A 19,956-nucleotide genomic window follows, 5' to 3' on the forward strand; every position below is an offset into this window, starting at 1 on the left:
CCCATGCCACCGCCGGCGCCGGAGCGCCAGCGGTGGTGGGTTTTCAGTCTTAGCGCTGGAAGCGGATCGAGCAGACCGACTGGCGGCCCGGGATCGTGGTGTGCCACTGGCCGGTCCACTCGCCGCGCATGTTGCGGGCGGTGTCACGGCACTTGCGATCGGCGTCGCCCTGGTTCCACAGCGGGCCGACTTCGATGTCGCGGATCACGCCGCCGCTGCCCCAGCCGCCGCCGGGGCCACCCGGACCGCCCGGGCCACCGGGACCGCCATTGCCCGGGCCGCCCCAGTTGCCGCCACCGCCGCCGCCGGGACGACCGCCCGGACGACCCCAGCCGCCTTCACCCCAGCCGCCATTGTCGCCCCAGCCGTTGGTGCGGCGCGGATCGGTATCGGTGATGCGGAACAGGAAGCGCGGCGGGCCATTGCGCGGCACGCCCGAAATGTCGCCGCGGCGCAGGTCGAGGCGAACGCGGACGCCGCGCGACGGATCGTAGAGATTGACGGCGTCGCGGTTGCGGTTGGTCTCGTCGAAACGGTGCGTGAGCATGCCGTCCTCGTTGAACTCGACCCAGCGGCCCGGACGCGTCTCGACAAAGGCGCCGCCGCCGCTGTGGCGGACGCGGCCGACATTGTTGCCGTCCACCCGCTGATATGCAGCGGCCGGAGCCCCGTGCGGGTTGGCAGGTACCGCCGAGGCGGTGCCGGCCAGCAATGCGGCGGACAAGGCAAGACAGGAAATTCGTGCAAGCATGGTATATTCTCCCCTCGCGGCAACCCGGGCTATCTATCTGACCCGGTCGACACATATGCGCAACGATTCAGCAATGCGCAGGGTTGCGTGACCTTTTTTGCTTGAACGGCGTTTGAACGGTTGATGCCCGTCCCGGCAGCGTGTTGGGCCGGCAGCATGTTGGGGTTGCGTATGCGTATCTCCGCCCTCGCCTTGTTGCTGCTCGCGCCGATGGCTGCCCATGCCGCGGAGGACTCGCCGCCGCCCGCCGCGGCTTCCGCGCGCCTGTTCAATCACATCGCCTATGCCGAGGCGGATCCGGCGACGCTGATGCCAGTGCCCAGCCTCACCGGCTGCACGATGGCGCGCGAAACCGTGTTCGACCTGGAGCAGTTGCTCGCCGCCGCCCGCGCCGAGGGGATCGACCTGGGCGCCGTTTCCTGCTTCCGCTCGGTTACCTACCAGCGCCGAGTGTTCTGCGCCGGCGCGCGCGACTGCGATTCGGTCGCGGCGCTGCGGGCGCGCTTCGTGGCACCGCCGGGCTATAGCGAGCATGCGACCGGTTATGCGATCGACTTCGTCCAGCGCGGCGGCGATTGCCGGGCGGTGAAGCAGTGCTTCGCGCTGACCGCGGGCGGCCAATGGCTGATGCGCCGCGCGCCGGAGTTCGGCTTCGAGCTCTCCTTCCCCGCCGGCAACAAGCAAGGCGTGGGCTGGGAGCCCTGGCACTGGCGCTGGGTTGGCCGCCGCGCGGTGCCGTGGACGCAGGCTGCCCGCGCCCGCTTCGCCCCGGCCCAGGCAAGCTACCCCGCGCTCCCCGCCGTCACCCGCGCAGATACCAAAACGGCGGCCGGACCCGAAGGTCGGCCGCCGTCCCTGGAGACCGCGCCAGGAGGGGGAGTTTACGCGGTCTCGACTTCGCGGTGGGGGGCCGCGATCTTGTTGGCCAATTCGGCGACCTTGCGGCCCTGATAGCGGGCGCCGTCCAGCTCGGCCTGGCTCGGCAGGCGGCTGCCGTCCGAGTCCGAGATGGTGGTCGCGCCGTAGGGCGAGCCGCCCTTCACTTCGTCGACGCCGCCCTGGCCCTGATAGCCATAGTCGAGGCCGACGATCGTCAGCCCGAAGTGCAGCAGGTTGGTGATGATCGAGAAGAGCGTCGTCTCCTGGCCGCCATGCTGGGTCGCGGTCGAGGTGAAGGCGCCGCCGATCTTGCCATTCAGCTGGCCCTGGAACCAGACGCCGCCGGCGCGATCCCAGAACGATGCCATCTGGCTCGCCATCCGGCCGAAGCGGGTCGGCGCACCGACGATGATGCCGTCATAATTGGCGAGCTCGTTGACGTCCTCGAGCACCGGGTGGCTGTGATCGGCGACAAAGCCGGCGGCCTGCGCCACTTCGAACGGCGCGGTCTCGGGCACGCGGCGGACATCCACCGTGGCGCCGGCGCTGCGGGCGCCCTCGGCGACGGCGTCGGCCATCTTCGCGAGGTGACCATAGGACGAGTAATAGAGAACGAGGATCTTGGACATGTTTGCTTCCCTTCCTGATTATTCGCTGTCGACCAGGACGATTTCGGCGTCCTCGATCGCGGTGATGGTGTAGGTCTGGCCACTGGTCAGCGCGGCCCCGTCTCGGGCATTCACGCGCTCGCCGTCGATCTCGATCGTGCCGACCGCGGGGACCAGATAGGCGTGACGATTGGCACCCACTTGGTGGGTGACGCTCTCGCCGGCCTTGAGCGTGGCGCCGAGCACCCGGGCATCGGCCCGGATCGGCAGCGCGTCCTCATCCTCGGCAAAGCCGCTGGCGAGCGTCACGAACTTGCCCGAGCGATCGCCCTTTGGAAACGGCTTGGCGCCCCAGCTCGGCTGGCCGCCCCGCTCGCGCGGCATGATCCAGATCTGGAAGAGCGTCGTCTGCTCCGGCTCGAGGTTGTACTCGGCATGGCGCACGCCGGTGCCCGCACTCATCACCTGGACATCGCCGGCGCCGGTGCGGCCCTTGTTGCCCATCGAGTCCTGGTGCGTGATCGCGCCCTTACGGACATAGGTGATGATCTCCATGTCCTCGTGCGGGTGCGGCGGGAAGCCAGCGCCGGCGGCAATCTCATCGTCGTTCCAGACGCGCAGCGCACCCCAGCTCATGCGGCTCGGATCATAATAGTCGGCGAAGCTGAAATGGTGGCGGGCATTGAGCCAGCCATGGTTGGCATGGCCGAGACTCTCGAAAGGTCGTTTGTCGATCATGGGGTTTGAACCTCCTGTGTTGAGCAGGAAGATAAGGCGGCCGATCGCACCGTAAATGGAAACGTTGGAAACCGATCGTTTCCGTGTTACGCCAGCGTCATGAAGCTACCGGACTTCGAGGCCTGGGCCGTTTTCGCCGCGGTGGTCGAGCATCGCTCCTTCTCGGGTGCCGCCGATGCGCTGGCGGTGTCCAAGGCGACCGTCTCCAAGGCGATCACCCGGCTCGAAGCGCGCCTGGGCACGATGCTGTTCCACCGCACCTCGCGCCGGCTGACGCTGACCGACAGCGGCCGCAGCCTGGCCGAGCATGCCCAGCGCATCCTCAACGAAGGCACCGCAGCGGAGGAAGCCGCGTTCGAATCCGCCAGCGCGCCGGCGGGGCTGGTGCGCGTGGCCGCGCCGCTCACCTTCGGCATCCAGGCGGTGGCGCCGGCGCTGGCCGACTTCATGACGCTCTATCCGGGCATCAAGGTCGAGCTGCGCCTGTCCGATGCGTTCGTCGACATCGTCGGCGAGGGGATCGACATCGCGCTGCGCATCGCCGAACTGCCCGACAGCTCGCTGCGCGCGCGGCGGCTGGGGCCGATGGTGATGCACATCGTCGGCGCCCCCGGCTATTTCGACAAGGCCGGGCGCCCGCGTCATCCCGCCGACCTCGCCCATCATGCCTGCTTCGCCTACACGAACACCTCCAATCCGGACATGTGGCGCTTCCGCAAGGCGGGGGGCGAGGAAGCCGCGGTGCGCATCGACGGGCCGATCCGCACCGACAGCGGCGACGCGATGATCCCCGCGCTTCGCGCCGGCCTGGGCATCGCCCGCCTGCCCGACTTCCTGATCGGCGAGGAGCTGGCGACCGGCCGGCTGGAGGCAGTGCTGGAGGATTGGTCGGCGAGCGCGGCGGCGCTGCATCTGCTGACGCCCCCCGGCACGCTGCGCCCGGCGCGGGTGGAAGCGCTGATCGAATTCCTCTCCGATCGCCTGCGCAAGACCTGTGGTGAATTCCACCGAAATGACTCGACTCCGTAACGGTTCTGAGTCCGCCACTAGGTAGATTCCCTACGACTCGTGGAGTCAGGCCGGTTAGGGAGAAATTAACCTTTTGCCTTCAGACACGCTTAGGTTAATGAATCGCTCCGAGGCATGCCTTTCATGGGGCAAGGCAGCCTGCGGGCAGAGGGAACTTTGACGATGCGCGTGCTGCTGATCGAAGACGAGCCGAGCACTGCCAAGGCAATCGAGCTGATGCTCACCACCGAGGGTTTCAACGTCTATACGACGGACCTCGGTGAGGAGGGCTTGGACCTGGCCAAGCTCTATGACTACGACATCATCCTGCTCGACCTGAACCTGCCCGACATGCACGGGTATGACGTTCTGAAGAAGGTCCGGGTCGCCCGCGTGCAGACGCCGGTCCTGATCCTGTCGGGCATCAACGAGATGGACAGCAAGGTGCGCTCGTTCGGCTTCGGTGCCGACGATTACGTGACCAAGCCCTTCCACCGCGAAGAGCTGGTCGCCCGCATCCATGCCGTCGTCCGCCGCTCGAAGGGCCACAGCCAGTCGGTCATCCGCACCGGCAAGCTGGCGGTCAATCTCGACGCCAAGACGGTCGAGGTCGATGGCGCCCGCGTGCATCTGACCGGCAAGGAATATGCGATGTTGGAGCTGCTCTCGCTCCGCAAGGGTACGACGCTCACCAAGGAAATGTTCCTGAACCACCTCTATGGCGGCATGGACGAGCCCGAGCTCAAGATCATCGACGTGTTCATCTGCAAGCTGCGCAAGAAGCTCAGCATGGCATGTGAAGGCGACAACTATATCGAGACCGTCTGGGGCCGCGGCTATGTGCTGCGCGAGCCGGACGGCGCCGAGGAGCAGGAGCCGGTTTCGGCCGTCGCCTGACGCACTACCAAACGGGGTCGGCAAAGGCCGCGGTTCGCAAGGACCGCGGCCTTTCTATTTGCCCTTGCGGCGGGCGATCGCGTGGCGCTCGGCCGCCTCGAGCAGCGCCGCGAGATCCTCGCGGTTGACGTCGAAGCTCTCCTGCGCTTCCGCCAGCGCCGCATCGATGTCCTCGGGCAGGACGCGCGGATCGCCCGGGGCCGGCACCGGGCGGTGCGGATAGCTGTGGCCCGAGAAGCGGTGATAGGCGATGCCGGCCAGCACCAGCAGCACTGCGTTCAGCGCGCCCGGCACCAGCGCAAACCCGTAACCTCGAGCCAGCACCTCGGGGCTGCCGATCACCGCGATCAGTGCCGCACCGCCGCCCGGCGGATGCAGGCAGCGCGTCGCCGACATGAGCAGGATCGCAAGCCCCACCGCCAGCCCCGCCGCCAGGGCGCCATGACCCAATAGCTGCACCGCCAGGATGCCGCAGGCGAGCGAGATCACCGTGCCGCCGATGATCGGCCAGGGCTGGCCGAGCGGGCTCGACGGCACCGCGAACAGCAACACCGCCGAGGCGCCGACCGAGCCGGCCATCAGCAGCGCGACATGATGCCCCGCCAGCCAGGTGGTCAGCGCCCCCGAAAAGGCGATCGCCGCCGCCGCGGCCAGGCACGCCATGCCGCGGTCGCGCCAGGTAGCGCCGGCGAGCTTCAGCCGGGGCAGCGCCATCTTACTTCTTCACATAGACGCGTGCGCCGCCGACCCAGGTCTCGAGCACCTGGGTGGCGCGCAGGTCGGCCGGCGCGGCGAGCATCGGGTCGCGGTCGACGACGATGAAGTCGGCGCGCATGCCGGGCGCCAGGCGGCCGATCAGCTTCTCGGCAAAGCCGGCCCAGGCGGCGCCGGTGGTGAAGCCCGCCCAGCCCTGCTCGCGGGTCACCGCTTCCTCGACCCGCCAGCCGCCGAACGGCTGGCCGTTGGCGTCGGTGCGGGTGAAAGACACGGCCCAGCCCGCCCAGGGATCGGGGCTCTCGACCGGATAGTCCGAGCCGAAGGCGATGTGGGTGCCGTTGGCGAGCATCGTCTTCCAGGCATAGGCGCCGGCGAGCCGGTCCTTGCCCAGCCGCGCCTCGGCCATGTTCATGTCGCTGGTCTGGTGCACCGGCTGCATCGAGGCGATGACGCCGAGCTTGGCGAAGCGCGGCAGATCCTTGGGATCGACGATCTGGGCATGCTCGATCCGCCAGCGGCGATCGTCCTTGTACGTGTCCGACAGCACCTCGACCGCGTCGAGGACCTGCTGGTTGGCACGGTCGCCGATCGCATGGACGGCGATCTGGAAGCCGTCCATCGCGCCGCGCGCCATCATGTTGAGCAGCTGGTCGTCGCTGAGGAAGCCGAGTCCCTTGTTCCCCGGCGCGTCGCTATACTCGGCCTTGAGCCAGGCGCCGCGGCTGCCCAGCGCGCCATCGGCATAGAGCTTGATCCCGCCCATGCGCAGCTTGTCGGCGTAGAGCCAGGGCGTCGGCCCCTGCCCCGCCACCGCCAGTGCGGTCTCGACGCCGCTGGCATAGCTCATGATGCGGACGCGCAGCTGGCCGAGATCGGCCATGCGGCGGAAGGTGAGCCAATCATCGACGCTGCTGCCCATGTCGGTGGTCGCGGTGATGCCGAGCGCGAGCAGCCGGTCCTGCGCCGCCAGGAACGCGGCGTTGCGCTCGCGCGGCGTCGGCTTGGGGATGAACTTCTCGACCAGCGCCCGGGCACCGTCGACGAACACGCCGGAGGGTGCGCCCTTGGCGTCGCGCTCGATGCGGCCGCCGGCGGGATCCTTGGTCGCGGCGGTGATGCTGGCGATCTGGAGCGCGCGGCTGTTGCCCCAGGCGGCATGGCCGTCGACGCGCTCGAGCCAGACCGGGCGATCCGCGACGACCTTGTCGAGCTCCGCCGCGGTCGGGAAGCGGCCGAGCTTCCAGATCTCCTGGTTCCAGCCGCCGCCGAGGATCCACTTGGTCGGGTTGGCATCGGCATAGGCCTTGATCTTCGCCAGTGCCTCATCGAGCGTCTTGGTGGCCGAGAGATCGAGCAGCAGGAGCTGCTGGCCGAGGCCCATGACATGGCCATGCGCGTCGATCATGCCGGGCAGCAGCGTCTTGCCGCCCATGTCGATCCGCCACTCGACCTTTTTCGGCCGCTTGTCCTCGCGCTTCAGGATCTGGGTGATCACGCCGTCATGGTTGAACAGGATGCCGTTGAAGCGGACGACATCGCCCTTCTCGTCCAGCGTCATGCCGTTGATATTGTCGATCAGCCCGTCCGCCATGGCGGTGGCAGGAGCGAGGAGGAGGGCGAGCGCGGCGAACAGCCGCAGGAGGCGCTTCAGCATGGCGCCGGGCATAGGGCCTGTTCCCGCCCCGCGCCAGATGCGCCGCCGTCATGCCCCCAGCACATGGGGCCCAAAGGAGAAGCGTGGTTTCCCCTCGCGGCCAGATGGTCTAGGCGAGGCGGGATATGGCCACCAAGACCCTTTCGGCGCATGCGCCGCTGCCCGTTTCGATCGACGACGTCCGCGCCGCACAGGCGCGCATTGCCGGTCAGATCGTGCGGACGCCGACGCTGGTGAGCAAGACGCTGTCGGAACTGACCGGCGCGACGGTCTATCTCAAGTTCGAGAACCTCCAGTTCACCGCGGCGTACAAGGAGCGCGGGGCGCTCAACACGCTGCTCCAGCTCGACGAGGAAGCGCGCTCCAAGGGCGTGATCGCGGCATCGGCCGGCAACCATGCCCAGGGCCTGGCCTATCACGCCACCCGGCTAGGCATCCCCAGCACGATCGTGATGCCCAAGAACACCCCGATCGTGAAGGTGATGCAGACCGAGGGGCACGGCGCCAACGTGATCCTGGAAGGCGAGACGTTCGACGCCGCCTATGCCCATTCCCGCAAGCTCGAGGCCGAGCACGGCTTCACCTTCGTCCACCCGTTCGACGATCCGCGCGTCATCGCCGGCCAGGGCACGGTGGCGCTCGAGATGCTGGCCGACGTGCCGGGGATCGACACGCTGGTGATCCCGATCGGCGGCGGCGGCCTGATCTCGGGCTGCGCCACGGTGGCGAAGTCCGAGGGGCGCGACATCGAGGTGATCGGCGTGCAGGCCGAGCTCTACCCCTCGATGTACAACCGCATACACCACACCGACATGCCCTGCGCCGGCGACACGCTGGCCGAGGGCATCGCCGTGAAGGAGCCGGGCGGCATCACCTCCAAGCTGGTCGAGGCGCTGGTCGACGACATCGTGCTGGTGAGCGAGCGCCGGCTGGAAGAGTCGGTGAGCCTGCTGCTCCAGATCGAGAAGACCGTGGTCGAGGGTGCCGGCGCCGCCGGGCTGGCCGCGCTGCTCGCCGAGCCGCAGCGCTTCAAGGGCAAGACCGTCGGCATCATCCTGTGCGGCGGCAATATCGATCCGCGGCTGCTCGCCTATGTGCTGCTGCGCGACCTCGCCCGCTCGGGCCGGATGGCGCGGCTGCGCATCCGCCTGCAGGATCGGCCGGGCGCGCTCTACAAGGTGGCGCAGATCTTCGAGCAGCTCTCGGTCAACATCCTCGAGCTTTCACACCAGCGCATCTTCACCAACCTGCCGGCCAAGGGCCTGAGCCTGGACGTGGAGTGCGAGACGCGCGATCGCGACCATCTCGACCGGCTGATGACCGCGCTGCGGCGCGCGCAATATGAAGTGCAACTGGTCGAGCTGGCCTGATTTCCTACAGCGGCGCGCGGCGACTCAGCCGCGCGGCCGTGGAAAGTCACGAAAGCGCTGACACTCAATGGTCTTGCGCCGGGTGGGACCTTCGCAACTTGGTTGCGGGCGCGCGGATCGCGGGCGATCCTATATTTCCTACAAGGCAAAGAGCGGTCCGAGGACCGAGTGAGCCAAGCAGGCGAAATCCTACATTGCAACATGCTTTTCCCCGGCGAAGGCCGAGGCCCAGACTAAGCGTGCGCGGCGAAGACGCGCCAAGCGCGTGACTTTCAAGGCTGGGCCCCGGCCTTCGCCGGGGAAAGAAGAAAACAGCGACCGGATCTGCTTTCCAAAATCCCCCGCGACTCCGCAGGACTCCTTCTGTTCTGCGCCAACCCGACGAAGCGAATCGCACGCGCGACGAACTGAGTCGTCGCTGGATTCACACGATTCGCCGCACGCGATATGATGGCGGCACAGAGCAAATTCCGCTTTTCCGGCAGCGTGTTACGCGGCCCAATGGTTAATGCGCGCCCTCTCCGAGAGCGTGGTGAATCGTTAACCCTCTTTCATGGTAAAGCCGCTTTTCATCCTTCAAAATCCGCAGCATAGTCCGCGCATCAGGCCGAACGTAGCGGCCGGAGCAAAGGGGCATCAGGGGTGACTGCACTTTCCCGTTTTCCGCGGTTCTTCGTCACCAGCCCCTCGCCCTGCCCGTATCTGCCGGGCCGGCAGGAGCGGAAGATCTTCACCGAGCTTTCGGGCCAGCATGCCGGCGAGCTGAACGACGCGCTGGGCCGCATCGGCTTTCGCCGCAGCCAGTCGGTCGCGTACCGGCCGAGCTGCGCGGGCTGCACCGCCTGCGTCTCGGTTCGCGTCGTCGCCGACCAGTTCAAGCCCAATGCCAGCCAGCGCAAGCTGCTCAAGCGCCACTCGGACCTTGAGATCACCGCCTGCAAGCCCTGGGCGACCGACGAGCAGTTCGCGCTGCTCCACCGCTATCTGAGCGCGCGCCACCCCGGCGGCGGCATGGCGGCGATGGACGAGGGCGACTATGCCGACATGGTCGAGCAATCGCCGGTCAGCTCCTATGTGATCGAATATCGCGAGCCTTCGGTCGACGGCCAGCCCGGCCGCCTGGTCGGCGCCTGCATCACCGACCAGCAGGCCGACGGCCTGTCGATGATCTACAGCTTCTTCCTGGCCGATGAAGAGAGCCGCCCGGGCCTGGGCAACTTCATCATCATGGAGCACATCCTGCGCAGCCAGGCCGCCGGCCTGCCCTATGTCTATCTGGGCTATTGGGTGAAGGGCAGCGAGCGGATGGCGTACAAGACGCGCTATCGCCCGATCGAAGTGCTCGGCCCCAATGGCTGGACGGTGCTGGAAGACGAGGACATGCAGGTCTCGATGCCGGTGCCGCAGCCGGTTTCGGCGTTCGCTTAGGTCTTCACCGAACTTGGGCCGTTCCCCGGCTTTCGCGGTAGCTTCGCGTCAGCCTATTCCTCGCGCCCCAGCTGGTCGACGTGCAGGTCGATCGCGAGCTGCTCCTGCCCCTGCCCGATCCGCATGCCGCCGGTGGCCGCGGCGCTGCTCGCATCGAGCCCGATCGCGGCGCGGACATAGCTTTCGTCGGGGCTGAGCCCGGTCGAGGGATCGAAGCCGACCCAGCCCAGCCCGGCGATATGCGCCTCTGCCCAGGCATGCGGCGCCGAGCGCGCGGCATCCTCGGCACGGTAGCCCGAGACATAGCGCGCCGGCACCATCAGCCCGCGCGCGGCGGCGATGAACATCTGCGCAACGTCGCGCGAGCTTGCCTTGCCCGCCTCGAACGCCTGGGCCGCGGTGCAGCCGGCATCGGGCAGGTCGGGCACGCAGGGGAAGCGCTGGTGGAGCGCGGCGTTGAGGCTGTGGAGCTGATCGAGCTGGTCGCCGCTGGTGCCGACCCCGTCCGCGGCGAAGACGAACAGCGCGTCGCTCGCCCGGGTCCGCGGGGTGCTGCGCAGGTAATAGAGCGGCGGCAGCGGCTCGGCGCTGCCGCGGACGACGCCGTTGCTCTCGCTGGTCAGCACCTCGCCGGTCACGGTGATGTCGAGCGCCTCGATGGGGCCCTCGGCATAGAGCATCGTCACGGCGTTGCCGTAGCCATCGGTGCTGTCGCGCAGCCGGGCATCGCAATCGACGCCGACCAGCCAGCTGACCACGGTCTGGTCCTGCGTGTCGCACGGCGTCAGGCGCAGCATCTGGACGATGCGGGCCTGGGGCTCGCTGAACCGGTAGTGCGTCTTGTGGTCGATCGCGATGCGCATGCCGGCTCCTAGATGAACCTGAACTGGCGGGCGATCGCGGCGTCGAGCATGGCATTCTCCGCGACGAACGCCTCGAGATGCTCGTGCAGTCCGGAGACGATCACGTCATGCGTCCTGGTCTTCTGCATCCGGGCCATGCGGGCGCGCGCCATGCGGTCCGCCTCGCCCTGCAGCCCGGTGCGCTTGGCGAGCGCGTTGAGCAGCGCGACGACTTCCTCGACACAGGCCGCCAGGCTGCGCGGCAGCTCGGCGCGGCTGATCAGCAGGTCGATGACGTTCGCGGGCTGGAGACCGTCATTGTAGAGCCAGCGATAGGCGTTCACCGCCGATACGGTCTGCAGGATCGTGTTCCACTGATCGCGATCGACGACGCCGCCGACCTGCTCGTCCTCGGGCAGGAGCAGGTGATATTTGATCTCGACGAGCCGCGCGGTGTTGTCCGCCCGCTCGATCGCGGCGCCGAGCTGGATCAGCAGGGTCGCCTCGTTGCGCATCATCCGGTGGATCGCGCCCTCGAAGCCGCGGGTCTCGCCCTTGACCTGCTCGAGCAGGTTGAGCGTGGGGATGGCGCCGCCGGTCGAGGAGCGCTGCTGCGTCATCAGCCAGGCGCGGTTGATCGCGGTCCAGGCCTCGCGGGTGAGCGCGGTGCGCACGGCGCGGGCATTGTTGCGCGCCATCTCGAGGCAGCGGACGATCGAGCCGGGATGGCTCATGTCGAGCGTGAGGAAGCGGGCGACCTGCGCCTGGGTGAGGGCTTCGCCGGTCGCGGCAAAGGCCTCGTCGGTATAGGTGACGGCGAGCGCGCTCTCCCAGGCCGCCTCGCCCGCCGGGCGGGTGGAGAGCGCATCGAGGCGGATCGTCGCCTCGACCAGCCGGGCGATGAAGTCCGCGCGCTCGAGATAGCGGCCCAGCCAGTAGAGCGCGGCGGCGGTGCGGGAGAGCATCAGCATGCCGTCACGCCCCGTCATCGAGCAGCACGAAGCTGTCCTTGGTGCCGCCGCCCTGGCTGGAGTTCACCACCAGCGAGCCTTCGCGCAAGGCAACGCGGGTGAGCCCGCCGGGGGCGACGCGGACGCCGTCGCTGCCGGTGAGCACGAACGGGCGGAAATCGACGTGGCGCGGGGCGAGGCCCTGCTCGACCAGGGTCGGCACGGTGGAGAGCGCCAGCGTCGGCTGGGCGATGTAGCGGTGCGGCTCGGCGACCAGCGCGGCGCGGAAATCGGCGATCTCCTGGCGGGTCGCGGTGGGGCCGACGAGCATGCCATAGCCGCCCGACCCGTCGACCAGCTTGACCACCAGTTCGGGCAGATGCTCGAGGACGTATTTCAGCGCCTGCGGCTCGCGGCAGCGATAGGTCTCGACATTGGGCAGCTTGGCCTCGCCGCCGGAATAGAAGCGGACGATCTCGGGCATGTAGCTGTAGATCGCCTTGTCGTCGGCGATGCCGTTGCCCGGCGCGTTGAGGATCGCGACATTGCCCGAGCGATAGGCGGCCATGAGGCCGGGCACGCCGAGCATCGAATCGGGGCGGAAGACCAGCGGATCGAGGAAATCGTCGTCGATGCGGCGATAGATGACGTCGACCTTCACGCGCCCCGCAATGGTCTGCATCCAGACGACATCGTCATCGACCACCAGGTCCGCTGCCTCGACCAGCTCGACGCCCATCGAGTCGGCGAGGAACGAATGCTCGTAATAGGCCGAGTTGAAATGGCCGGGGGTGAGCACGACGCAGACCGGCTTGGGATTGTTGCCCGGCGCGACCGACTGCATCGTCTTGAGCAGCATGTCCGGATAGCTGTCGACCGGCGCCACGCGGAAATCGCGGAACAGCTCGGGGCACAGCCGGATCATCGCCTCGCGATTCTCGAGCATGTACGACACGCCCGAGGGGGTGCGGGCATTGTCCTCGAGGACGTAGAACTGGTCCGGCCCGGTGCGCACCAGGTCGATGCCGCAGATATGCGCCCAGACGCCGTGGGGCGGGCGGACGCCGTCCACTTCGGCGCGGAACTGCTCGTTGAGATAGATCAGCTCGGGCGGGATGATGCCTTCCTTGAGGATCCGCCGCTCGCCATAGATGTCCTCGAGAAAGGCGTTGATCGCGTTGACGCGCTGCTCGAGCCCCTCGGAGAGCCGCGCCCATTCGCCGGCAAGGAAAACGCGGGGCACGATGTCGAACGGGATGATCCGCTCGGCCGCGTCGCTGTCGCCATAGACCGCGAAGGTGATGCCGAGCTGGCGGAAGGCGGCCTCGGCGGACTGCTGGCGGCGCTGCAGCTCCGCGGCATCGGTATCGGCCAGCCATTCGGACAGCGCGGCGAATTCGGCGCGCGGGTTTTCAGGCCCGCCATGCCCCCAGATTTCGTCGAACGCCCCGCTTGCCGCCATGCGCCTCCCAAGTGCCGGAAAGACCGACAAGTTCCATGCTGCAACGCTTTGTTGCGCTGCACAAGGGGGGGCATGCTTGCACCGTAACGATCGACCCGACACATTCCGGGCGAGTCGCCGGCCAGGGGGCACGGCGCAAAAGGGGGGAATGCAAGATGTGGTGGCTCTTTCGCCTGCCGGGATTCGTGTACCTGGCGCTCGCGCCGTTCGTGCTCGCCTTCGCGATCTATTTCTTCATCGACGACCAGCACAAGGAAGCCGCCAAGGCAGCGGAGCGCGCCGCCAAGCCGCCGGCGGAAGTGACGATCGAGAAGTTCGACGCCGCGCGCAACACCAACAGCGCGCAGGAAGCGGTGATCACCGGCCAGGTCGATCTCGGCAGCAGCTATGAGCTGAGCATCACCAAGCGCGGCGCCGAGACCAGCCATTATGTGCTCGCGCCGATCTATGCGACCACCGCCAAGGACACCAATGCGCCGGCGATCGGCGTGCTGATGCAGGAAGGCCGGCTCGACGACGAGCAGATCAAGGCGATGGCCGTCGACACCGGCCCGGCGGGCTTGCTGATGCGGATCGACGGCAAGGTGCTGTCGAGCTCCGACGTGAGCGGCCATGACCGCGAATTCCGCGACCATGTCCAGGTCGCGCCGAACGCGGTCTATATCGATCCGTTCGAGAATGGCCGCGGCGAAGGCCTGGCCCCGAGCGACACCGGCCGGTACGCGGCGATCGTCATCGGCGTGATCGCGCTGGCAATGGCGGCGTTCGGCCTGTTCAAGCACCGCCGCACCCGGGCGGAGCGCCTGGAAGCCGCCGAAGCCTATTGAGCGGGCCGGAGCCGGGCCGCAGCTATTGCCGCGCGAGGTCCTCCAGCATCGCCTGGGTCAGGATCTGCGGCAGCACCTGCGGCTCGGCCTGGCCGGGCTTGTACCAGAGATAGAGCGGCACGCCGGCGCGGTTGTGCTTCTCGATGAAGCGACCGAGCACGGGATCGCCGTCGGTCCAGTCGCCGATCAGCACGGTGACCTTGCCGTCGGCCAGCGCCTTTTGCACCGCCCCGGTCTCGATCACCGCCTTCTCGTTGACCTTGCAGGTAAGGCACCAATCGGCGGTGAAATAGGCGAAGACGGGCTTGCCCTGCGCGGTCAGCTCGGCGAGCCGGGCCTCGCTGAACTTCTCGGCGCCGGAAAGGGCCTTGCTCTCCACGGGCGCGAACTGAACGAAGGCCACCGCGCTGATAGCGATTAGCAATAGCGGCGCGGCGGGCAGCCAGGCGAGCGACTTGCCGCGGCGCTGGCGCAGCCCCGCCCACCACAGGCCGAACGTGGCGAGCAGCGCGGCGGCCAGGCCGATCGACATGCCGGAAACGCCCGCCTGCCGCCCCAGCACCCAGGCGAGCGCCAGCGCGGTGAGGAACATCGGCACGGCGAGGATGCGGCGCAGCGTCTCCATCCAGGCGCCGGGCCGCGGCAGCAGCCGGCGGAAGGCAGGGACGAAGCCGAGCAGCAGGAAGGGCAGCGCGATGCCGAGGCCGAGCCCGCCGAACACCGCGAGCGCAGCGGGCCAGGGCAGGACCAGAGCCGCCCCCAGCGCCGCGCCCATGAACGGGCCGGTGCAGGGCGTGGCGACAAAGGCGGCGAGCGCGCCGGTGAGGAAGGCGCCGCCGGTGCCCTTCGATGCCGCGCGATTGACGAAGCCGGGGGCGGAGAGCTCGAACAGCCCGGCGAGGTTGAAGGCGATCCCGGTGACGAGCAGGAGCAGCACCAGGATCACGCGCGGATCCTGGAGCTGGAACGCCCAGCCGAGCGTCGCGCCCCCTGCCCGCAACGCGAGCAGCGCGCCGCCGAGCGCGAGGCAGACCAGCACCACGCCCGCGGTATAGGCCAGCGCCTCGCCGCGCGGATTGCCGCCTTCCGCATTGGACTTGGCGAGGCTCAGCGCCTTGAGGCTGAGGATCGGGAAGACGCAGGGCATGATGTTGAGGATCAGCCCCCCGAGCACCGCGCCGAGAAAGGCAAGCAGCGCGGCGCTGCCGCCCAGGCTGGCGGCGGCCGGCGTGGCGGCGGGCACCGTGCCCGGCACGACGCGGAACCAGAAGCCCTGCTTCCCGAACGCCAGCAGGCCCTCGATGCGGCCCGCCGGCTTGCCGCTGGTCTCGACCACCACCCAGTCGCCGTCGCGCGTCACCTTCTGGGGCGCAGCATAGTCGATCGCGCCTTGGGTGGCGGGGAAGAAATAACCGTCGCCGTCGAGCCGCGCCCCGGCGGGCATCGGAAGCGCCAGCCGCACGGCCGTGCCGCCGACCTGGTACTTTCCCTCGATGCCAAGCGACCGAGGCAGCGCGGCGCGCCAGCCGTCGAACTGCGCGCGGCGCTCGGGCGAGATCGCGCCGTCGCCGATCTGCAGCGTCGTCGAAAGGTCTGCCTTGCCGGGCACGCAGATCGAATCGGAGCAAACGAGATAATTGAGCTTCACCCGCACCGGGAAGGCGCCCTGCGCGCCCGCAGGCACGGCGAGGCGGACCAGCGGCGCGAAGGGCGCTTCATAGACATAGTTCATCAACCCGGAGATCGTCAGCCGCTGCGGCACCGGCCAGGCGATCCCGTCGGTGCTTGCGCCCTTGGGCAGAATCCATTCGGCACGCGCGGGCAGGCCCGCATCCCCCGGATTAAGCCAATAGGCGTGCCAGCCGCGCTCGGGCACCGAGGCGAGCGCGAGCGTGACTTCGCTGCCCGGCGCCGGACGGTCGGTCTCGGCGACCAAATGGATGTCGACATGCTGCTGGCCCGGCGCCTGGGCGAAGGCCACGCCGGCGAACAACCACATCAGAAACGCCATCAATCCGAAACGAACCGCCGTCATGGAGCGTCCTTGCCGTGGAAGTGCTGTTGGCCCAATAGCAGCCCGGCTGGATTTGCACACGCCGGAGGTCGCCCCCGCAGATGAAACTGTTCCGCCCGCTCGCTGCCGCCACGGCGCTGCTCGCCGCTGCACCGCTTTTCGCGCAGGAGGCGACCCCGCCGGCGCAAGTCCTTCCCTCCGAAGCGCCGCGCGCCGCACCTTCGCTGGTGGTGGTGGTCTCGGTCGACCAGTTCTCGGCCGACCTGTTCGCCGAATATCGCGCGCAGTTCAGCGGCGGCTTCGTGCGGCTGATGACCGGCGCGGTGTTCCCCTCGGGCTATCAGAGCCATGCCGCGACCGAGACCTGCCCCGGCCACTCGACGATCCTCACCGGCGACCACCCCGCCAAGACCGGGATCATCGCCAATGACTGGACCGACTTCAACGCGCCGCGCGAGGACAAGACGGTCTATTGCGCCGAGGACGAGAGCGTGCCCGGCAGCAACTCGAACAGCTACACCGTCTCGGACAAGCATCTGAAGGTGCCGACGCTGGGCGAGTGGATGAAGCTCGCCGACCCGCAGAGCCGCGTCGTCGCCGTCTCCGGCAAGGACCGTTCGGCAGTGATGATGGCCGGGCACAAGACCGATGAGATCTGGTGGTGGAACGGCAAGGCGTTCGTCTCCTATGCCGGCCGCGCCGAGCCCGCGATGGTCACCCGGATGAACGCCAATGTCGCCAAGCGGATCGGCGAGGAGCAGGAACCGCTGGCGCTGCCGCCCTTCTGCCAGGCGCGCAGCCGCGCCATTCCGCTGTGGAACGGCCGCACCGTGGGCGACGGGCGCTTCGCCCGCGCCGCCGGCGACACCAGCGCCTTCCGCGCCTCGCCCGAATTCGACGAGGCGATCCTGGCGACCGCCGCGGGCCTGGCGACCGACATGAAGCTTGGCCAGAGTGGCCATACCGACCTGCTGATCGTCGGCGCCTCGGCCACCGACTATGTCGGCCATTCGAAGGGCACCGAGGGCAGCGAGATGTGCCTGCAGCTGCTCTCGCTCGACCAGACGCTGGGCAAGCTGTTCGCCGTGCTCGACAAGACCGGGGTCGACTATGCCGTGGTGCTGACCGCCGATCATGGCGGCCACGACCTGCCCGAGCGCAACGACGATCACGCCGCGCCGATGGCGCAGCGCATCGAGAAGGACGTGACCAGCGGCACGATCGGCAAGGCGATCGCCGCCAAGCTCGGCATCGCCGGGACGGTGCTGACCGGCGGCCCGGGCGGCGACGTCTGGTTCGATCCCAAGCTCACCAAGGTACAGCGCGCGGCCGCGCAGGCCGAGGCGCTGAAGCAATATGCCGCCAACCCGCAGGTGCAGGCGGTGTTCACCCGCGCCCAGATCGAAGCGACGCCGATCGTCCATACCCCGCCCGAGACCTGGAGCCTGATCGAGCGCGCCCGCGCTTCCTATGATCCGCAGCGCTCGGGCGACCTGGTGGTGGCCTTGAAGCCGCGAGTGACGCCGATCCTGGCGGGCGGGCCGGGCAATGTCGCGACGCATGGCAGCTTCTGGGACTATGACCGCCGCGTGCCGATCCTGTTCTGGCGCAAGGGCATGACCGGGTTCGAGCAGCCGCTCTCGGTGGAGACGGTGGACATCGCCCCGACGCTGGCCGCGCTGATCCATGTGCCGGTGCCGGTGGCGATCGACGGACGCTGCCTCGACCTGGATGCAGGTGCGGGGGATAGCTGCAAGTGAGGTAACTAAGCCCCTCCCCTTCAGGGGAGGGGCTAGAAGGGCCTTACCGCCGCCGCTCGAAGATGCGGATGCCGGGGCCGAGATTGTTCTCGCCGAGCGGGCCGACCTGGCCGGTGAAGTCGGCAACGAAGGCCGGGTTGCCGGTGGCGCCGGGCGCCATCGTCGCGGTGTTGCCCTCGATGCGCAGGCCCGTGCTCGGATAGGTGCGGCCTTCCGCCGCGACCACGATCAGGCCCGAGCTGTTCTCCTTGGCACGCCCCTGGACGAAGGTGTTGCCCGAGATCAGCCCGGTGCCGCCCTCGGACAGGTCGATCATGTAGTTCGTCTTGCTGCCGCGGCTGTCGTCGAAGCTGTTGCTGGTGATCGTCACCCGCCGGGCACGCAGCTTGACGTAGTGGCCACCGGTGCCGCGCTCGAAGCGCGAATTGGTGACGACCACGTCGCCGTCCACCGCGAGATAGATCGCATGGCTGCAATTCTCGGTCTCGCACTGGCCGAGGCCGGCGAAGGTGGTGTGATCGATCGTGATCCGGCGCACCGTCTCGTGGCCGCCGCCGAGAATGCCTTCCTGGCTGTCGAGGAACATCGAGTTGGTGACGGTGAGGTCGCCCATCTCGATGCGGATGCCGGCGCCGTTGCCGTCGGAGACCGCAAAGCCGCGAAAGACGATGCCGTCCACCGCCGAGCCGCGACCGCGCAGCACGAAGGCGGCTTTTTCCTCGCACACGGTCTTCTCGAAGATCGCCGTGCCGGGCTGGACTGCCTTGAAGGTGATCTTGCCGCCGGTCTGCACGGTGCAGTCATGATAGGTGCCCGGCGCGATCAGGATCGTCGCGGTCCCGTCGCGCACCGCGTTCACCGCGTCGTCGAGATGGGCGAAGCCCTGGCCGGTCTCGGCGATGGTGAAGGGGGCACGCTGCTGCTGCGCCGTGGCGGGCGCGGCGATCAGGGCGAGGGCGACGAGGACGGGCATGCGCATGATCCCTTCGATACGATCGCAGCGTTAAAATTCCTCCCCGAGCTCGTCTCGGGGAGGGGGACCAGCCGCAGGCTGGTGGAGGGGCTGCCAGCGACATCGGCGGTGTTCCACCGCCGCCCCTCCACCACTCGCTTCGCGAGCGGTCCCCCTCCCCCAGCGAGCTGGGGGAGGAATTGATCTACCTGAGCGTCTTGATGATCCCCGAAAAGTCGAGCCCGGCGCCTTCGCCGTCGACGAACGCCTGGTAGAGTTCCTCCGCGCGCGTCCCCATCGGCACGGTCGCGCCGACGCTTGCCGCGGCTTCCAGGGCGAGCTTCAAGTCCTTGAGCATCAGCGGCGCGGCGAACCCGCCCTGATAGTCGCGGTCGGCAGGGCTTTCGGGGCCGACGCCGGGAACCGGGCAATAGCTCGTCATCGACCAGCTCTGCCCCGAGCTGACCGAGGCGATGTCGTAGAAGCGCTGCGCATCCAGACCGAGCTTCTCGGCGAGCGCGAAGGCCTCGCAGGTGGCGATCATCGTCGCGCCGAGGATCATGTTGTTGCAGATCTTGGCGCCCTGCCCGGCGCCGCTGGCGCCGGCATGGATCACGGCCTTGCCCATCTCCGCCAGGAACGGCTCGGCGCGGGCAAAGGCCTGCTCGGTGCCGCCGACCATGAAGGTGAGGCTGCCGGCATTGGCCGCAGCGATGCCGCCCGAGACCGGGGCATCGACTGCCATCAGGCCGCGTGCCGTCGCCGCTTCCGCCACCCGGCGCGCCGTATCGACGTCGATCGTCGAGCAATCGATCAGGATCGCGCCGGGCGCGGCATTGTCGAGCAGGACATCGGTGTAGGTCGCCTCGACATGCCTGCCCGCCGGCAGCATCGTCACCACCGCCTCGGCACCGGCGACGGCTTCCGCAGCGCTGGCGGCGGGCAGGCAGGCGGCGGCTTTCGCCTTGTCGAGTGCGTCCTGGCTCAAGTCGAAGGCGCGGACGTCATGCCCCGCCTTGGCGAGGTTCGCAGCCATGCCGCCGCCCATATTGCCCAAGCCGATAAATGCTACGCGTGCCACTTGCGGGTATCCTCTCGT

General features: G+C 68.4%; 18 protein-coding genes. 7 read left to right on the top strand and 11 right to left on the bottom strand.

Translation table 11 applies throughout. The features are described from left to right. Nucleotides 1-49: 49 nt before the first annotated feature. A complete protein-coding gene (locus ABLE38_RS03690) occupies nt 50-751 on the bottom strand; it encodes a mannan-binding lectin (RefSeq protein ID WP_348972806.1) in 702 nt (233 codons plus the stop codon). Between the two features lie 171 nt (nt 752-922). Between ABLE38_RS03690 and ABLE38_RS03695 the strand changes: the two genes are divergently transcribed. Then, entirely contained in the window at nt 923-1,702 is a 780-nt protein-coding gene (locus tag ABLE38_RS03695) for a M15 family metallopeptidase (protein WP_348972807.1), read from the top strand. Here the strand turns inward: ABLE38_RS03695 and wrbA are convergent. Continuing rightward, a complete protein-coding gene (gene wrbA / locus ABLE38_RS03700; protein WP_348972808.1) occupies nt 1,633-2,259 on the bottom strand; it encodes an NAD(P)H:quinone oxidoreductase in 627 nt (208 codons plus the stop codon). The two genes, ABLE38_RS03695 and wrbA, sit on opposite strands and share 70 nt — an antisense overlap. Nucleotides 2,260-2,277: 18 nt before the next feature. Then, on the bottom strand, nt 2,278-2,976 hold the full coding sequence (locus ABLE38_RS03705) for a pirin family protein (protein ID WP_348972809.1): 699 nt from the start codon (nt 2,974-2,976) through the stop codon (nt 2,278-2,280). A gap of 99 nt (nt 2,977-3,075) precedes the next feature. Here ABLE38_RS03705 and ABLE38_RS03710 point away from each other — a divergent pair, with 99 nt between their 5' ends. Together ABLE38_RS03710 and ABLE38_RS03715 are read left to right on the top strand one after the other, a co-directional pair. Then, nucleotides 3,076-4,005, top strand: coding sequence for a LysR family transcriptional regulator (locus ABLE38_RS03710; protein WP_348972810.1), 930 nt, complete (start codon nt 3,076-3,078; stop codon nt 4,003-4,005). Nucleotides 4,006-4,167: 162 nt separating this feature from the next. Further along, entirely contained in the window at nt 4,168-4,881 is a 714-nt protein-coding gene (locus ABLE38_RS03715; protein WP_348972811.1) for a response regulator transcription factor, read from the top strand. 54 nt (nt 4,882-4,935) lie between these two features. On the opposite strand, the gene ABLE38_RS03720 is transcribed toward ABLE38_RS03715, so the two are convergent. Both ABLE38_RS03720 and ABLE38_RS03725 read right to left on the bottom strand, forming a co-directional pair. Beyond that, the gene (locus ABLE38_RS03720) at nt 4,936-5,595 is read right to left on the bottom strand and encodes an HPP family protein (RefSeq protein ID WP_348972812.1); all 660 of its coding nucleotides are present in this window, start codon (nt 5,593-5,595) and stop codon (nt 4,936-4,938) included. 1 nt (nt 5,596) lies between these two features. Beyond that, entirely contained in the window at nt 5,597-7,252 is a 1,656-nt protein-coding gene (locus ABLE38_RS03725) for an amidohydrolase family protein (protein ID WP_348972813.1), read from the bottom strand. 125 nt (nt 7,253-7,377) lie between these two features. Between ABLE38_RS03725 and ABLE38_RS03730 the strand changes: the two genes are divergently transcribed. Next, entirely contained in the window at nt 7,378-8,622 is a 1,245-nt protein-coding gene (locus ABLE38_RS03730) for a threonine ammonia-lyase (RefSeq protein WP_348972814.1), read from the top strand. A 642-nt stretch (nt 8,623-9,264) separates the two neighbouring features. Next, a complete protein-coding gene (locus tag ABLE38_RS03735; RefSeq protein WP_348972815.1) occupies nt 9,265-10,050 on the top strand; it encodes an arginyltransferase in 786 nt (261 codons plus the stop codon). A gap of 53 nt (nt 10,051-10,103) precedes the next feature. Here ABLE38_RS03735 and ABLE38_RS03740 read toward each other — a convergent pair whose 3' ends face one another. The 3 genes from ABLE38_RS03740 to ABLE38_RS03750 are packed head-to-tail and all read right to left on the bottom strand — an operon-like array spanning nt 10,104 to nt 13,304. Continuing rightward, a complete protein-coding gene (locus ABLE38_RS03740) occupies nt 10,104-10,913 on the bottom strand; it encodes a transglutaminase family protein (RefSeq protein WP_348972816.1) in 810 nt (269 codons plus the stop codon). Nucleotides 10,914-10,921: 8 nt separating this feature from the next. Next, nucleotides 10,922-11,857 (bottom strand): alpha-E domain-containing protein, encoded by a 936-nt coding sequence (locus ABLE38_RS03745; protein WP_348974442.1) that lies wholly within the window; start codon nt 11,855-11,857, stop codon nt 10,922-10,924. A gap of 10 nt (nt 11,858-11,867) precedes the next feature. Continuing rightward, the gene (locus tag ABLE38_RS03750) at nt 11,868-13,304 is read right to left on the bottom strand and encodes a circularly permuted type 2 ATP-grasp protein (protein ID WP_348972817.1); all 1,437 of its coding nucleotides are present in this window, start codon (nt 13,302-13,304) and stop codon (nt 11,868-11,870) included. Nucleotides 13,305-13,459: 155 nt separating this feature from the next. Here ABLE38_RS03750 and ABLE38_RS03755 point away from each other — a divergent pair, with 155 nt between their 5' ends. After that, nucleotides 13,460-14,131 (top strand): hypothetical protein, encoded by a 672-nt coding sequence (locus ABLE38_RS03755; protein ID WP_348972818.1) that lies wholly within the window; start codon nt 13,460-13,462, stop codon nt 14,129-14,131. Nucleotides 14,132-14,153: 22 nt separating this feature from the next. On the opposite strand, the gene ABLE38_RS03760 is transcribed toward ABLE38_RS03755, so the two are convergent. After that, nucleotides 14,154-16,166 (bottom strand): thioredoxin family protein, encoded by a 2,013-nt coding sequence (locus ABLE38_RS03760; RefSeq protein WP_348972819.1) that lies wholly within the window; start codon nt 16,164-16,166, stop codon nt 14,154-14,156. An 80-nt stretch (nt 16,167-16,246) separates the two neighbouring features. On the opposite strand from ABLE38_RS03760, the gene ABLE38_RS03765 reads away from it, so the two are divergent. Continuing rightward, on the top strand, nt 16,247-17,905 hold the full coding sequence (locus ABLE38_RS03765) for an alkaline phosphatase family protein (RefSeq protein WP_348972820.1): 1,659 nt from the start codon (nt 16,247-16,249) through the stop codon (nt 17,903-17,905). A gap of 43 nt (nt 17,906-17,948) precedes the next feature. On the opposite strand, the gene ABLE38_RS03770 is transcribed toward ABLE38_RS03765, so the two are convergent. Beyond that, complete coding sequence (locus tag ABLE38_RS03770) at nt 17,949-18,887, bottom strand: right-handed parallel beta-helix repeat-containing protein (protein ID WP_348974443.1); 939 nt, start codon at nt 18,885-18,887, stop codon at nt 17,949-17,951. Nucleotides 18,888-19,062: 175 nt separating this feature from the next. Beyond that, nucleotides 19,063-19,938 (bottom strand): 3-hydroxyisobutyrate dehydrogenase, encoded by an 876-nt coding sequence (gene mmsB, locus ABLE38_RS03775; protein WP_348972821.1) that lies wholly within the window; start codon nt 19,936-19,938, stop codon nt 19,063-19,065. Nucleotides 19,939-19,956 lie beyond the last annotated feature (18 nt).

Source organism: Sphingomonas sp. KR3-1 (assembly GCF_040049295.1).
Taxonomy (GTDB): Bacteria; Pseudomonadota; Alphaproteobacteria; order Sphingomonadales; family Sphingomonadaceae; genus Sphingomonas.